This window comes from Tolypothrix sp. VBCCA 56010 (assembly GCF_050875635.1).
Lineage (GTDB): Bacteria > Cyanobacteriota > Cyanobacteriia > Cyanobacteriales > Nostocaceae > Hassallia.
Genome location: NZ_JBPAOH010000092.1, coordinates 1 through 15,876, shown reverse-complemented (window position 1 = coordinate 15,876; position 15,876 = coordinate 1). Strand labels below are relative to the sequence as shown.

Genomic DNA, 15,876 nt, shown 5'->3' with positions numbered 1-15,876 from the left:
AATAAGTAATAGTACTTGGATTTTACTAAAAATAAATCATAAGTATATTTAATTTAGGCATTCTCTTCATCAAAGTTTACCTGTTAATATTCTTACTAAGTATATTTAGAAATAAAGACAGGTAAATTATGCTTCGTTCACGTATTGCATGGCTTATTCCAGTAGCCTTAACATTAGTTGGTTTGGGGTCAAATGTAAAAAGCGCGATCGGCGCTTCTCTACGAGACGCTCCGCGAACGCCGCAGCGCTTCGCTATCGCCCAAACTACTACTAACTTTGATGTAACATACAAAACATTATTTTCGCTTCAACCCAGAACCGACTTAGGTGAGGGTATCTTCAGAGCAACCGTCACAGGTGAGAGTAAAGACGCTCTTTACGGGTTGACTAACTTTGAAAGTAATACATATGGAAAATTAATAGAGTCTACCGAGACTAGCCAAAAGTTTCAATTTAGTGCAGATCCAGCCGCGTTTGGCTTAAAAAACCAAACTATATTAGGAGACGTGTATTTTAACGCTGGCAATAATCCTAATAAAGTGTTTGGAACAGCGAACGACACGGCTACAATTAACTTTGCGAACAACACAGTCATGGGTGGTGGGGAAATAACCCTCACCGGGGGAGCCGGCATATTTGAGAACGCTAGCGGCAAAATAACCTTTATCCAACAAGACAAACTCGATCCTACTGCACCTCCAGGAACTCCTGTTGTAGGTGAGGCAACGTTGAAATTCTTTGTGCAAACTCCTAAGAAAGTTCCGGAACCAACAGCCACTACAACCTTAGTCGGTATAGGTGTAATTGGTACAGGTTTACTGCTGCGCCGGCAACGGAATAAAAATACATTCGGTTAATGTTCGTCACCCTCACCCCCTTTGAAGGTGATGAGCGTTACCCACCGGATTGTAAATAATAAAATTATCGCCTCCACCGTTATCCAGCCTGGGATTTAAATCCCAGGCTTAAAGCCGAAGTCGTCTAAAGACGACTGATAAATGATTTGAGTCTACTTTAGTAGACTTGAGCTATTAGCCTGAGAATTTATTCTCAGGCAGGATAGCAACGAAGCGAGAGTTAAAAATCCACGCATCGAATAAGGAACAGTCTCAGAGCCACTACTGTCCTATCCTGGAGATGGATACATAGTGTTGTGGGTGAGAGTGTGTTTTTTAGCGTTGTTATTCCAACTTACAATCGCCAGCCGATTTTAGAAAAGTGCCTCAAAGCCTTAGAAGTACAGAAACTGAGTGATGCTTTTACTGATTACGAAGTTGTCTTGGTGGATGATGGTTCTACTGATGGCACATTGTCATGGTTGGAAGCAAACCAAAGCGAGTTTCCTCATGTGCGAGTTTTTCAACAAAACCACGCTGGACCTGCTGCTGCTCGCAATTTAGGAGTAGAAAAGGCAAAAGGTGACATAATTATTTTTATTGATAGCGATTTAGTAGTACTTGAGAATTTTCTGCAAGCTCATGAGGCTGCATTGATAGAGGGACGAGAGAAATTAGGAAGCGATCGCTTCTTTACCTACGGTGCAGTAATTAACACTTGCAATTTTGACAACCCCACCGCCGAACCTTATAAAATCACCGATTTTTCCGCTGCATTTTTTGCTACAGGTAATGTTGCCATTCCCAAACATTGGTTAGAAAAATCTGGACTATTTGACACTCGCTTTCAACTCTATGGTTGGGAAGACTTAGAACTAGGCGTAAGACTCAAAGAACTCGGTTTAAAGCTGATTAAATGTCCAGAAGCAGTCGGTTATCATTGGCATCCACCATTTAACTTAGAGCAAATTAAGAGCTTAATTGACAAAGAAATTCAACGCGGACGCATGGGAGTTTTATTTTATCAAAAGCATCCAACCTGGGAAGTGCGAATGATGATTCAAATGACATGGTTGCATCGCTTACTTTGGGGAATTCTCTCACTCAACGGCACACTTAACGAACACACAATGGCGCCCTTTTTGCGCTGGCTAATTAATTTAGGTAAACCTCAATTAGCTTTAGAAATAGCTCGAGTTTTTCTAAATTGGTATAACGTCAAAGGAGTTTATGCAGCTTACGGCGAACTTCAGCACAAAAATGTTGGTAGTTAGTGGATAGTGGATAGTCGGGCATGGGGCATGGGGCATCGGGCATTGGGCATGGGGCATCGGGCATTGGGTATCGAAATACGTCTAGCTTCTTTTTATTCCCATTACCTATTACCCATTACCCATTACCTATTGCCCATTATCCAATGCCCAATGCCCATTACCCAATGCCCAATGCCCACTATCAACTAACACCCAACCTACTTAACAGGAACTTCAATCCAAAACTCAGTGCCATTATCTGGTTTTGTTTTGTATTTAAGTGTACCGCCATGCTTGTCAACCACAATTTGATAGCTGATTGAAAGTCCTAAACCTGTACCCTTTCCGACTGGCTTACTAGTGAAAAACGGGTCAAATATGCGTGCTTGAATTTTTTCCGGAATACCCGCGCCATTATCAGCGATTTTTACCACCACATAATTAGAGCGAGAAATTTCAGTACGAATTCTAATCTTTGGTTTTGGATTTTGTGTTTTTACAACTGATTCTTCCAGAGCATCTATAGCATTGCTCAAGATGTTCATAAATACTTGATTCAGTTGTGATGCATAGCATTCTACCTGGGGAATATTACCATATTCTTTAATAATTTGAATATTAGGATGTTCTGCTGTTGCCTTGAGTCGATGCCGCAAAATTAATATAGTGTTCTCAATTCCTTCATGCAGATCGACAAGTTTCTTTTCAGATTCACCTAACCGAGAAAAGTTGCGTAAAGACAAAACAATTTCTTTAATCCGCTCAGTACCGATTTCCATAGAAGATAAAATATTCGGCAAATCTTCTACTAAAAAGTTCACATCTATTGTTTTCGCTTGACGTTGAATTTCATCATTCGGATTTGGGTAGTGTTGTTGATAAAGAGTTAGCAGATTCAGTAAGTCTTTAACGTAAGTATTAACATAGCTGAGATTACCATAAATAAAATTGACAGGATTATTAATTTCGTGAGCTATACCAGCAACTAAATGACCCAAGCTGGACATTTTTTCACTTTGAATCAGTTGGACTTGAGTTTGCCGCAACTTATTTAAAATCTGGGTTAACCGCTGATTAGTACCGCGTAGATTTTGTTCTACTTGCACTTGCTTACTAATATTGTGCTTTAATTTGGCTATATTAATTTTTAGTTCCAGCTGGCTGATGACTTGACGACTAAGAGCCTGTAAAGCTGCAATCTTTTCTGGGTCGAGTTCTCGCGGTTCGCGGTCAATAGCGCAAAGGGTGCCGATCGCAAAACCATCAGGTGTAATCAGGGGTGCGCCGGCATAAAATCGAATATTGGGATCGGCACTCACCAGCGGATTGCTAGCAAAACGCTCATCTTCTAGCGCATTTGGCACAATCAGCATTTTATCTGGCTGACATATAGCATGAGCGCAAAAAGCCAATTCTCTAGGAGTTTCTGTTACTTCTAAACCAACTTTTGATTTAAACCATTGCCGGCGATCGTCAACTAGACTAACTAAGGCAATCGGAGTGCCGCAAATATACGCTGCCAAAGCAGTCAAATCATCGAATGCTGATTCCGGATCGGTATCAAGAATTTGATATCGTTCTAATGCCTTAAGCCTATCCTGCTCATTTGCAGGCAATGGTGGTTGTTTCATTTACCGACTGGATAGTATTTGAGAAGAAGTCAGAAGTAGAGACGCTCCGGAACCAAAGCGTCTGTACAGTTAGGAGTCAGAATATCTTTACGAATAAGTACGTTCGATTCAATAAAGAATCATTTTTAATTTCATCCGTATTTTTTCTGCTTAAAAATATATATAATGTAATTATAGCTACCTTTTGTCAACCGCAGCTTTGCACAAAATTCAGGCGCTCATTTTAACTTTTGACTTCAAAGTTGGTCATATATCAATCAAAAGATAGTGTTTTTACTTAAAGACTGAGCTTACTTTCATCGCCTGTAAAGAAAAAACAGCACAAACACGTAATTTGAGAGTTTTTATTTGAAAATTGGCAATTTTTTGTGATATGCTAGAAGGGTTGTCTAATCTCGCACATCCGGGAGTTCGGGTGTTTCCAATTAGGGAAATACGCTCGGATGGAGGTTTAACCCGAATAGGAGTTAAAAATATATGCCAGTTGTTTCATTGGCTCAGATGATGGAGTCTGGGGTTCACTTTGGGCATCAGACCCGACGTTGGAACCCGAAAATGTCTCCTTACATTTACACTTCGCGTAATGGAGTACATATCATCGACTTGGTGCAAACAGCCCAGTTGATGGAAGATGCTTATACTTATATGCGATCGCAAGCAGAACAAGGCAAGAAATTCCTCTTTGTTGGCACCAAGCGCCAAGCAGCGGGAATCATTGCTCAAGAAGCGGCTCGCTGTGGTTCGCATTACATCAACCAGCGCTGGTTAGGCGGAATGCTGACTAACTGGACGACAATCAAAACACGGGTAGATCGGCTCAAAGATTTGGAACGCCGCGAAGAAACAGGCGCTTTAGATTTATTGCCCAAAAAAGAAGCCTCAATGCTGCGTCGGGAAATGGCAAAGCTACAGAAATATTTGGGCGGCATTAAATCAATGCGGAAAGTGCCAGATATTGTGGTAATTGTCGATCAAAAGCGCGAGTATAACGCAGTTCAAGAATGCCAAAAACTCTCGATTCCGATTGTGTCCATGTTGGATACAAACTGTGACCCAGATGTAGTAGATGTTCCAATTCCAGCAAATGATGATGCCATCAGGTCTATCAAGCTGATAGTTGGTAAATTGGCAGATGCCATTTACGAAGGTCGTCACGGTCAGTTGGATGCAGAATACGAAGATGAAGATTACGACGGTGGTGAGTATGACGAAGACTACGACGAAAGCGAGTATACTGACTCGGTAATTCCCGACGAAGAGGAAGAAGAATCGTAGGGCGGGGTTTTCCCACCATATGAAGGGCGGATTTTTCCCGCAAGAGCGTAGGGGTTTTCTACCCCTGCGCCGAGTAAGATAGAAATACTGAACACCCGTGAGCGATTACAACTGTAAGTCTTGTAGGAATTGAGGCAACATGGCGGAAATATCTGCAAAAGTCGTCCAAGAATTACGCCAAAAAACCGGTGCAGGCATGATGGACTGCAAAAAGGCGTTGAAAGAAAATGATGGAGATATAGAAAAATCCATCGATTGGTTGCGACAAAAAGGCATCGCTTCGGCGGGTAAAAAAAGCGATCGCATCGCGGCAGAAGGTCTAGTAGACACTTATATTCAACCTGGTGGAAAAGTTGGTGTGCTATTAGAAGTCAACTGTCAAACAGATTTTGTCGCCCGGAACGAGGCTTTTAAAAGTCTTGTGAAGAACTTAGCACAGCAAGCAGCAACCGCCCAAAACGTTGAGTCTTTGCTGGCTCAACCTTACATCGAAGATAAAAGTGTAACAGTCGAAGAATTCATCAAGCAAGCGATCGCCACACTAGGCGAAAATATGCAGGTGCGTCGCTTCGTTAAGTTTACTATTGAAGAAACACAAGGAATTGTAGACAGCTACATTCACACTGGTGGTCGCGTCGGTGTCTTGGTTGAACTGAAGAGTAAAACTGATGCACCCTCCGGTCGAGAAGAGTTTCAAAGCTTGGCACGGAACATCGCCATGCAAGTTGCTGCTTGTCCCAACGTTGAATATGTCAACGTCAACGAAGTCCCCCCAGAAGTTGCTCAAAAAGAAAAAGACATTGAAATGGGACGCGATGACTTGGGTAACAAGCCACAAAACATCAAAGAAAAGATTGTTCAGGGACGAATTGAAAAACGCCTGAAAGAAATGGCTTTGATGGATCAGCCTTACATTCGCGACCAAAGTATTTCTGTCGAAGACTTGGTGAAGCAAGTCAAGGCTAAACTAGGCGAAGACATCGAAGTGCGTCGCTTTGTTCGCTATGTGCTGGGTGAAGGCATTGAAAAGCAAGAAAGCAACTTTGCTGAAGAAGTCGCCGCACAAATGGGCACTAAGTAAATTGGTCATTGGTCATTAGGTAAAGATGAACGACAAATGACTAATGACTTTTTAAAGGGCAGGTCAATCTGGTATGGTTGACCTGTCTTTCTTTTGAGCCTTTATCATAGAGAAATAGTTATTTTATATTTGCTACGCAAGAACATGGCAAATTTACTACAAGCAATAAAAACTGTTGTGGATAATCCTATTTCAGATTTGCTAAGTTATTACAAAGGTAAAAATAGAATTAATGGTATTGGTGATGCTTTAGAGGTTTTTGTTAAAGATATATTTGCAGATAGCCTTCATGAAACTGATGAGAGTATAAAAGTATTAAAATATTCTCAAGTATTTTCGTACCTTGGGAATCAGAATAATCCACCAGATTTAATTCTCAAACAAGGTGATGCCGTTGAAGTAAAAAAAATTGAATCGTTAAATTCTGGAATTCACTTAAATAGTTCTTATCCTAAGTCAAAACTTTTATCTGATAGCCCAATGATTACAAAAGAGTGTCGAAATTCTGATGGAGGAAATTGGGAAGAGAAAGACTTAACTTATGTTATTGGAGTAGTTAGGGATAGTAGGTTAAGGCGGCTGTGGTTTATATCTGGTGACTGTTATGCGGCTGATAGAGAGGTATATGAAAGGATTAGGAAAAAAATCGCAACTGGAATTCGATAAATACAAGATGTTGAATTTTCGGAAACTAAGGAGTTAGGAAGAATCAATAAAATAGATCCTTTAGGGATAACATATTTGAGAATTAGGGGAATGTGGGGAATAGAAAATCCCGTTAATGTTTATGATTACCTTAATATAGATTTTGATATTAATACTAGGTTTCAAATGATTGCTATTATGACAAAAAACAAATATTTATCTTTTTCAGATACAGATATAGCTAATTTAGAAACTATGTCGGAACCTGAGTTTAGTATTAAAGACATAGAAATTCAATCGCCAAATAATCCGGATGATTTAGTTTCTGCTAAAGTTTTAAATTACAAAACCTGATATTAATGTTATAAATAGCAATGGATATTGTGTCTTTGTTCTCTGGATGTGGTGGCTTAGATTTAGGTTTTTCTCAAGCAGGATTTAATGTTATTTGGGCTAATGAATATGACAAGTCTATTTGGGAAACATATGAATTCAACCATCCGAAGACAAAGCTAGATAAAAGAGATATAAAACAGATAAAATCATCAGAAATTCCCGACTGTATCGGTATAATTGGCGGTCCTCCATGCCAAAGTTGGAGTGAGGCTGGTGCTGGGCGTGGAATTAATGATACAAGAGGTCAATTGTTTTACGATTACATTAGAATAATCAGAGATAAACAGCCTCTTTTTTTTCTAGCCGAAAATGTTAGTGGAATTCTTGCACAAAAACATATACAAGCTTTTACAAAAATATTATATCAGTTTAAAGATGCAGGATATGAAGTTACTTACAAATTGTTAAATAGTAAGAACTTCAACGTACCTCAGGATAGAAAAAGAGTAATAATCATTGGATACCGTGAGGATATTGGAAGAGTATTTAAATTTCCCAATGGTAGTAAGAAAATTCTTACTCTTAGAGATGCAATAGATGATTTGAGATTAAAAACGCCAATAAAAGCAGGCATGAAACAAGATGAAAATAGCTGTTCGGTAGCTAATCATGAATATATAGATATGGGATTTTCAAGTATTTATATGTCGAGAAATAGAGTAAGAAGTTGGGATGAACCCTCTTTTACAGTTCAGGCAGGAGGTAGACACGCTCCTATACATCCTCAAGCTAATAAAATGTTATTTATTGCCAAGGATAAATGGATTTTTGATTTTAATTCACCATTGCCATATAGAAGATTATCCATACGAGAATGTGCTAGAATACAAACATTTGCCGATGATTTTATTTGGAAATATAGTAATATTGCTGATGGCTATAAAATGGTTGGCAATGCTGTTCCTGTAAATATGGCAAGAATAATTGCTGAGAAGATATTTGCCGATATTCAAGAGTATAAAGAGTTAGGTTGTTGCAATCTGGATGCAAATTTTGCTGCTTTTTATAATTGAAGAAGAATGGTTTTAAAGCTATGGCGAGAGCGATCGAGCGAATTGAACGGGATATTATAGCAATGGAAGAGGCGATTGAAGCGATCGCAACACAACTTTCTTCTGCTTATACAAATTATCTAACAATCTTGGGGCAAGCTGTGCAACAGCAATTGATTCAGGCAAGTTATTACCTGTGTACCCAAGGACATCCCGACAACTTTTTAAAATTGTCATTGAATCAACGGCAACAATTACAACAAGCCCTCCGCAAGTTAGGTCAACAAGCAGCTCAACAGTTACTCAGTTATATGGAAAGTGACGAGGCAGATGAGGAAGATGAGGGAGATGAGGAGGATGAGGTAGATGAGGAGGATGAGGAAGATGAAGGAGATGAGGAGGATGAGGAGGATGAGGTAGATGAGGTAGATGAGGCAGATGAGGCAGGTGAGGGAGTGTCCTCATTGTCGCCAACTCCTTCGACTTTCCCAACTCCATCTACTTTCCCAACTTCCCCTACCTCCCTTACTTCCCCAACTCCCGTACAGACGTTCCGAGGGAACGTCTCTACCCCAATTCCCCCAATTCCCTTACAGACGTTGCGTCGAAACGTCTCTACCCCAACTCCCCCAGCTTTCCCTGAAGACCCATGTAACCCAGTAGAAGTAGCAAAATGGCAACAGCAATTAGAAGGAGTGACGCAAGAAACGCTGAAAAAACTTTCCCGTGACGCAAATCTTTTATTACAAAAAGCGAGAATATTACCAAATAAATTACCAGAACCGATTTTAGAAGCGGCAGCGGCTGTATCAGAAGCATCTGCGGATGTAACTCCAGCACCGCCTAATCTATTAAACTTGGTAATTGAAATTGAAAATGAACAGAAGCCTGAAGAATCAAGCCTGACACAGATCGTGGCTATTAACATGCGACTTGCGGAAATTGAATTTGCTGACCTCACACTCTCGTCTGCACGCAAGCAGATTCGCAGTATCTTAGTTCAGCTAAACAATTTAGGGCGCGAGTATCAAAAAAAGCACCGAGAGCTATCAGTAGCCGAAGCTGAAGCCGCATGGCGTGCTAGTTGGTTTGAATAAAGTTAGAACTCCTCACTTGTATAACCAATGACTAATGACACACCAGATTGGACACGATTGCAGAAAGCCTTAACAATAGAAGCAGAACAAGGCTTTACAGACATGATGGGCAGACAATACCGCTTTAGTGAGTTTCTCACCCTAACTTTTGGGAAATTCCCCGGTGTGCTGCCAAGTAGTGAACGCCGGCGCTGGCAAGAATTAGCAGCTCAATTTGCAAGCTATCCAAATCTGGTGTCAGAAGATAGACAACACTTAATAGCAGAAACTCGCAGGTATCTTTACCAACTGCAAAAGGAGGAGACAGGGGGACAGGGGGGACAGGGGGACAGGGGGACAGGGGGACAGGGGGGACAAGGAGACAAGGAGACAAGGAGACAAGGGGACAAGGAGAACAATTCTTTCCCCCCATCCCCCCCTCTCCCCATCCCCCCCTCTCCCCATCCCCCCCTCTCCCCATCCCCCCCTCTCCCACTCCCCAATACATCTCCTATCGTTGCGGAGGTGAGTCGGTTACTTGCGCCGAAAATTGACCAAAAATTGCACGAGTTACCAGAAATAGGAGTCAGAAAAGCGCTAAATTTAGGAGAGCGTCTTGGTTTATACACCGTGCGCGACTTGCTATATTACTTTCCTCGCGACCATATTGATTATGCGCGTCAGGTGAGTATCCGCGAGTTGCAGGGGGGCGAGACGGTGACGATAGTGGCAAAGGTAAAAAGTTGCAACTGTTATGTTAGTCCCCGTAACAAGAAATTAATGATTTTAGACATACAGTTGCAAGATAATACTGGCAAAATCAAAGTTAGCCGCTTTTTTGCGGGTACGCGCTTTACCAGTCGCGGTTGGCAGGAAACTTTAAAGCGTCGTTACGCAGAAGGTAGTATTGTCGCAGCGTGTGGGTTGGTGAAAAGCGGTAAATACGGCTTGACGCTGGATAATCCAGAACTAGAAGTTTTGGCACAACCGGGAGATCCGATTGAGTCTTTAAATATTGGTCGAGTGGTGCCGATTTACTCCTTAACAGAGGGTATAGCGGCGAATGTGGTCAGAAGCGCGGTAATTGCTGCTTTACCATCTGCGGCTCATATGAAAGATCCTTTGCCCAGTGGTTTGCGGCAGAAGTATAATTTGATGGAATTGAAAGATGCGATCGCTAACATTCATTTCCCAAAAGACAGCGACATTCTCAAAGTTGCCCGTCGTCGTCTCGTCTTCGATGAATTTTTCTATTTGCAACTAAGTTTACTGCAACGTCAGCATCAAGCACGAGCGATACAAACCAGTGCTATTCTCGCTCCCAAAGGTGAGTTAATCGAAGAATTCCACAAAATATTGCCTTTTAAACTCACCGGCGCTCAAACCAGAGTTGTTAACGACATCCTCAACGACTTACAAAAACCCGCACCGATGAATCGTCTAGTACAAGGTGATGTCGGTTCTGGTAAAACTGTTGTCGCGGTAATTGCCATTATCGCTGCAATTCAATCAGGTTATCAAGCTGCGCTGATGGCTCCCACCGAAGTTTTATCAGAACAGCATTATCGCAAGTTAGTTAGCTGGTTTAATCTGTTGCATTTACCAGTAGAATTACTGACAGGTTCCACAAAGGTAGCAAAACGGCGACAAATTCACGCGCAACTAGCAACGGGTGAATTACCTTTGTTAGTGGGAACACACGCCTTAATTCAAGACCCGGTAATTTTCCATAGACTCGGTTTGGTGGTAATAGATGAACAGCACCGCTTTGGGGTGCAGCAACGGGCGCGTTTGCAGCAAAAAGGCGAGCAACCTCATGTGTTAACGATGACAGCCACTCCCATACCGAGAACGCTGGCGCTGACGATACACGGCGATTTAGATGTGAGTCAGATTGATGAATTGCCACCGGGAAGGCAGAAGATACAGACAACAATGCTGACGAGTAAGGAACGTACCCAAGCTTACGATTTAATCCGCCGGGAAATCGCTCAAGGACGGCAAATTTATGTAGTTTTGCCGTTGGTGGAAGAATCAGAGAAATTGGATTTGCGATCGGCTGTGGAGGAGCATCAAAAGCTACAAGAAAGCATTTTTCCAGAGTTTTCGGTGGGATTGTTGCACGGTCGGATGAGTTCGGCTGAGAAGGATGAAGCAATTAGTAAATTTCGCGATCGCCAAACTCAAATTCTCGTTTCTACCACCGTCGTTGAAGTCGGTGTAGACATCCCAAATGCTACAGTCATGCTCATTGAAAATGCGGAACGCTTCGGTTTATCTCAGTTGCATCAATTGCGGGGACGTGTCGGACGGGGTGCAGCGCAGTCCTACTGTTTGTTGATGAGCAATTCTCGAAGCCCTGATGCAGAAGCACGGCTGAAGGTTTTGGAACAGTCCCAGGATGGCTTTTTCATCTCGGAAATGGATATGCGTTTTCGCGGTCCGGGTGAAGTCTTGGGAACTCGTCAATCGGGTGTGCCAGATTTTACCTTAGCAAGTTTAGTTGAAGATGAAGAAGTTTTATTATTAGCGCGGGAAGCAGCCGAAAAGGTGATAGAAATAGATGCAACTTTAGAGCGTTGGTATTTGATGAAAGAAGAATTGAAGTATCGCTATGAGCGCTTGATGGGTGGGTCAATTTTGACGTAAGTCGTCATAGTTTCTGTATTAAGTTGTTTCCTCTAAATATTTATGAACTAAAGTCACAGCCATAGCACCTTCACCAACTGCCGAAGCAACCCGCTTGATCGAGTTATGTCGGACATCACCAGCAGCAAAAGAGCCGGGAACGCTGGTTTCTAAGAAAAAGGGGTCACGGTCGAGTGTCCAACCTGACGGGGGATGACCATCTTTAAGTAAGTCCGAACCAGTGACTAGATAACCAGAGCGATCGCGGATAATATTAGTGTCCTTTGCCCATTCAGTATTTGGCGCACCCCCAATACAAACAAACAGACGTTGCGTATCGATTTTCTGCACACTGCCATCACAATTGGTAATTTCAATTTGGCGCAGTGATGTATCACCATCAAGACCAGTAACTTCAGTGTTAAACCATACTTCAATATTGCTAGTATTAGTAATTCGGTTGATGAGATACTGCGAAAGCGTGGCTCCAAGATTACCACCACGAATTAGCATTGTCACTTTTTTGGCATAGCGAGAGAAATACATCACAGCTTGCCCTGCTGAATTACCACCACCAATCACAAAGATGTGTTGGTCTTGGCACATAGGTGCTTCGCTGGCTCCCGCACCATAGAACAAGCCTACATTTAAAAATCGGTCTTCGTTGGCAAGATTGAGCCGTCGATACTCTACACCAGTCGCACAAATATTTGCCCGTGCAATCATTTTGCTGTTATCTGCCATGTCTACATAGATGCGATTATTCTTAAACTCAGCTTTAATGCCTTCGCGCATCAGCAACAGTTCGACACCAAACTTAACCGCTTGCTGACGCGCTCGTTCAGCTAATTCAGCCCCACCAATTCCTTCGGGAAATCCCATGTAATTCTCAATTAATGAGCTAGTACCTGCTTGTCCTCCAATCGCGTGTCGCTCAATGAGAACAGTACGCAAACCCTCGGAAGCCGCGTAAACGGCAGCACTTAACCCGGCAGGACCCGCACCATAAATCGACAAATCATACTCTTTAAATCTTGGCTGAGTCACCCACCCCAGCCGATGAGCAATTTCTCGGACAGTAGGAGCAAACATCTGTGTGCCATCTGGCAGTTGAATTACTGGTAATCGAATATTACTTAGGGATGGAAGTCCAAGTTCTCTTTGGCAATCATCATCACAAGTTAATTCAACCCAGTCAAATTCAACAACACTGCGATTGAGAAAATCACGAATTTCATAAGCTTCTGCGGAATTAGGCTGACCGTAAAGCCGTACTTTTCTTGAATTTCTCTGTCTGTCTAAATTCTGCATCTTGCCTCAATCCTGCAAACTGATTATTAAAACTTGACTGTGCCGCTAACTGTGGTGCGTCGCTGTAGTTGGGGATATTGCGGGTCTGCGTAGGTAGCAAAATGAGCAACAGATGCGTTATCGCAAATAATCAAATCTCCCACTTGCAGCTTGTGATGATACACATACTCCGGTTGATTGAGATGACGATTCAAATCGCGAATAATACCAACGCTCTGTTGATGAGAAAGTCCGACAATTCCCACCGTCAGCCCCATGTTGATGTAAAGCGCTTTGCGTCCAGTTATCGGATGTTTTCGCACCAAAGAATGCACAACGCCATTACGGTGAATTGTCTCTAACCCTTCCACTTGCTTTTTGAGAGTTTCTGGCAAGGTTTCATAGGCGTGATACATATTGTTAAAGAGAAAATCCCCACCTTGAAGCGGTGCTTCGAGAAAGTAAAACAGCGATAAACTAGTTGGCGTTTCTAAAAATGAGCCGTCGTGATGCCAGTAATGTCCCACATTGGGATAACCATCTTCTTCGCGGTTGGAAACGGGAAAGATTTCCGGATAGTTCAAATAGTGGGGATGGGGGCTGAACTGTTCGAGCTCACCAAAGTTACGACTAAAGGCAATTTGTTGCTCAACGCTCAAGTTTTGGTGGCGTAAAACGAGTAGCTGATGTTCAATCAGCGTCGAGTTGAGTTGAGCAAGTATATCAGGTGTTATTTCCTTAGAAGCATCTACTCCTTCAATCTCGGCTCCCAAAAATGGCGTGAGAGGACGAATCATAATTTTAGATTGGGTATGCATTGATAAATACCTCTAACTCGTTTCATGTATTTATTTTATAAAGATATTCTGTGTAAATAAATACTTAAAATAAAGCATTTCCAGGTATTAACTTAAGATAAAACTGTCTTTATAGGCTTTTACTTATAAAATTAAAGTTATGATTGATAACTCACAAAAGCTGATTGATGAAACGAGTTGGCAGATTCTGGCGATTTTACAAGAAAACGCCCGCATTCCCTTCAAAGAACTGGGAAAGCTGGTAGGGTTGTCCTCGCCGGCTGTTGCGGAACGAGTCCGACGTTTGGAAGAAGCTGGGGTTATTACTCGCTATCGTGCAGAATTAAACTTGGAAAAACTAGGATTGCCGATAATGGCATTTATCACTATCAAATCTTTTGGACATCGCTGCGATGAAGTGCGATCGCTTTTGCGTGAGCGTCCAGAGATAGAATCTTGCTATCGCGTGACGGGTAGCGATCATTATCTAGCCAAGGTATCAGTAACTTCTATTAGTCACTTAGAGCAATTGGTCGATCGCTTTATTCCTTTTGCCACTGTCACAACTTCAATAGTGCTTTCAGTTCCCGTCGTTGGACGGACAATTGATCAGGGTATCTTCCCTGAAGCATAACATCCTCAAAACTTACGCACGAACTACAAATTTCCGTCATTGCGACGATAGGAAGCAATCTCAAAATCTTGTTTTGTGGTTACGAGTGCGTAAGTCCTAATCCTAAATCATGACGTTGCAGCCCGTCAAATCCCGTGTCTAGCCAGGATGGAGAATATGCTCTAGGTTCAATTCAGTTGCATTTGGATTCGCAATTAATTCTTTGTTGAAGTATCGTTACGATCGCTTGATGGGTGGGTCAATTTTGACGTGATTGAGCGTCATTTTGCTCCAATCCAAAATGCCAAATTTAAAAAAAGCTATAGCTATAAATTCCGCGATCGCCAAACTCAAATTCTCGTTTCTACCACCGTCGTTGAAGTCGGTGTAGACATTGCAAATGCTACAATCATACTCATTAAAAATGCAGAACGCTTCGGCTTATCTCAGTTGCATCAATTGTGGGGACGTGTCGGTCGGGGTGGAGCGCAATCCTACTGTTTATGTCGCTACTATGCAGTTTTCACATTCTCATCTGATGCTTGCTCTGCAACATTTTTTAAGCGACTCGACCTGATTTTGCGGATGCGATCGCTATTGCGAACACCACCTGCCATCTCATATTCGCGGCTGTCTTTGCCATACTTGATAGCAACCACCATCAGCATCTTCTCACAAAGCTGACTCAAGTTTTTTTCCATCTCTTCAATCTCTGTTTTAGAAGAATCAACCGCAGACAGAGCCGTATTATAAACATCAAGTTTGTTACGTAACTGCTCAATTGACTCAATCAGTTTTTCCAGACTATAATCTTCATCAAATTTGATGTTTGGAACAATCGATTTGAGTCCAGCGGATCTTAACTGAGCTTTTTCTAAAATACGGGATGTGCGTTTTAGACGAGACATAAATTTATTTCTTTAAGATACTTCTAGAGCTAGCTTGCCTCAGTTAAACCGCATTCCGGTTCAGGGTAACTCACAATTTTTGATATAAACTTTTCAGGTGATACCAGTAATTTTCCGGTATAGCAGAAGGCAGGAGGCACTTATGAGAAGGTTGATTATTGATATTACGTTGTTTTAGCCATTCAACATGTCCTAAGCTTTGTGGCTACCGCTATATAGCAGTTACCATTCAGATGCGGTACAACATTATATCGTCGCGTGTAGGGGCACGGCACTGCCGTGCCCTTACGGGTGTACCTCACGTAACCGAGAATTGCTATATCTCATCACTAGATGATAAAAGTTTTAAGGGAGACCGCTCCGGTGAACTCAAAGACCGCTCCGGTGAACTCAAAGACCGCTCCGGTGAACTCAAAGACCGCTCCGGTGAACTCAAAGACCGCTCCGGTGAACTC

Annotated in this window: 14 protein-coding genes and 2 pseudogenes; 12 read left to right on the top strand and 4 right to left on the bottom strand. The window is 42.1% G+C overall.

All coding sequences use genetic code 11. The annotated features are described in order from the left end of the window. Positions 1-128 precede the first annotated feature (128 nt). The 3 genes from AABK37_RS26110 to AABK37_RS26100 all read left to right on the top strand — a co-directional run bounded on the left by AABK37_RS26110 (position 129) and on the right by AABK37_RS26100 (position 2,299). Positions 129-857, top strand: coding sequence for a hypothetical protein (locus AABK37_RS26110; RefSeq protein WP_432554423.1), 729 nt, complete (start codon positions 129-131; stop codon positions 855-857). Positions 858-1,153: 296 nt separating this feature from the next. Beyond that, a complete protein-coding gene (locus tag AABK37_RS26105; RefSeq protein WP_432554422.1) occupies positions 1,154-2,110 on the top strand; it encodes a glycosyltransferase family 2 protein in 957 nt (318 codons plus the stop codon). Positions 2,111-2,137: 27 nt separating this feature from the next. Then, positions 2,138-2,299, top strand: coding sequence for a hypothetical protein (locus AABK37_RS26100; protein ID WP_432554421.1), 162 nt, complete (start codon positions 2,138-2,140; stop codon positions 2,297-2,299). 8 nt (positions 2,300-2,307) lie between these two features. On the opposite strand, the gene AABK37_RS26095 is transcribed toward AABK37_RS26100, so the two are convergent. Further along, entirely contained in the window at positions 2,308-3,720 is a 1,413-nt protein-coding gene (locus AABK37_RS26095; protein ID WP_432554420.1) for an ATP-binding protein, read from the bottom strand. A 477-nt stretch (positions 3,721-4,197) separates the two neighbouring features. Between AABK37_RS26095 and rpsB the strand changes: the two genes are divergently transcribed. The 6 genes and pseudogenes from rpsB (at position 4,198) to recG (ending at position 11,834) form a co-directional block, all read left to right on the top strand. Next, complete coding sequence (gene rpsB / locus AABK37_RS26090) at positions 4,198-4,995, top strand: 30S ribosomal protein S2 (RefSeq protein WP_432554419.1); 798 nt, start codon at positions 4,198-4,200, stop codon at positions 4,993-4,995. Positions 4,996-5,134: 139 nt separating this feature from the next. Continuing rightward, positions 5,135-6,076 (top strand): translation elongation factor Ts, encoded by a 942-nt coding sequence (gene tsf, locus AABK37_RS26085; protein ID WP_432554418.1) that lies wholly within the window; start codon positions 5,135-5,137, stop codon positions 6,074-6,076. Between the two features lie 144 nt (positions 6,077-6,220). Further along, positions 6,221-7,075: pseudogene (locus AABK37_RS26080) on the top strand (NgoPII family restriction endonuclease). A gap of 20 nt (positions 7,076-7,095) precedes the next feature. Further along, positions 7,096-8,130: a DNA cytosine methyltransferase gene (locus tag AABK37_RS26075; protein WP_432554417.1), complete on the top strand. Its 1,035-nt coding sequence runs from the start codon at positions 7,096-7,098 to the stop codon at positions 8,128-8,130. 20 nt (positions 8,131-8,150) lie between these two features. Then, entirely contained in the window at positions 8,151-9,206 is a 1,056-nt protein-coding gene (locus AABK37_RS26070; protein ID WP_432554416.1) for a hypothetical protein, read from the top strand. A gap of 27 nt (positions 9,207-9,233) precedes the next feature. After that, on the top strand, positions 9,234-11,834 hold the full coding sequence (recG, locus tag AABK37_RS26065) for an ATP-dependent DNA helicase RecG (RefSeq protein WP_432554415.1): 2,601 nt from the start codon (positions 9,234-9,236) through the stop codon (positions 11,832-11,834). A gap of 18 nt (positions 11,835-11,852) precedes the next feature. Here recG and AABK37_RS26060 read toward each other — a convergent pair whose 3' ends face one another. Together AABK37_RS26060 and AABK37_RS26055 are read right to left on the bottom strand one after the other, a co-directional pair. Further along, the gene (locus AABK37_RS26060; protein ID WP_432554414.1) at positions 11,853-13,124 is read right to left on the bottom strand and encodes an FAD-dependent oxidoreductase; all 1,272 of its coding nucleotides are present in this window, start codon (positions 13,122-13,124) and stop codon (positions 11,853-11,855) included. Positions 13,125-13,150: 26 nt separating this feature from the next. Next, entirely contained in the window at positions 13,151-13,921 is a 771-nt protein-coding gene (locus tag AABK37_RS26055; protein WP_432554413.1) for a TauD/TfdA dioxygenase family protein, read from the bottom strand. Positions 13,922-14,060: 139 nt separating this feature from the next. Here AABK37_RS26055 and AABK37_RS26050 point away from each other — a divergent pair, with 139 nt between their 5' ends. Both AABK37_RS26050 and AABK37_RS26045 read left to right on the top strand, forming a co-directional pair. Then, entirely contained in the window at positions 14,061-14,534 is a 474-nt protein-coding gene (locus AABK37_RS26050; protein WP_432554412.1) for an Lrp/AsnC family transcriptional regulator, read from the top strand. Between the two features lie 309 nt (positions 14,535-14,843). Further along, positions 14,844-15,017, top strand: a pseudogene (locus AABK37_RS26045) (helicase-related protein); the annotation flags it as partial. A gap of 8 nt (positions 15,018-15,025) precedes the next feature. On the opposite strand, the gene AABK37_RS26040 reads toward AABK37_RS26045, so the two are convergent. Then, complete coding sequence (locus tag AABK37_RS26040) at positions 15,026-15,421, bottom strand: hypothetical protein (RefSeq protein WP_432554411.1); 396 nt, start codon at positions 15,419-15,421, stop codon at positions 15,026-15,028. 233 nt (positions 15,422-15,654) lie between these two features. Here AABK37_RS26040 and AABK37_RS26035 point away from each other — a divergent pair. Then, the coding region (locus AABK37_RS26035) for a hypothetical protein (protein WP_432554410.1) at positions 15,655-15,876 on the top strand (222 nt) is incomplete at its 3' end.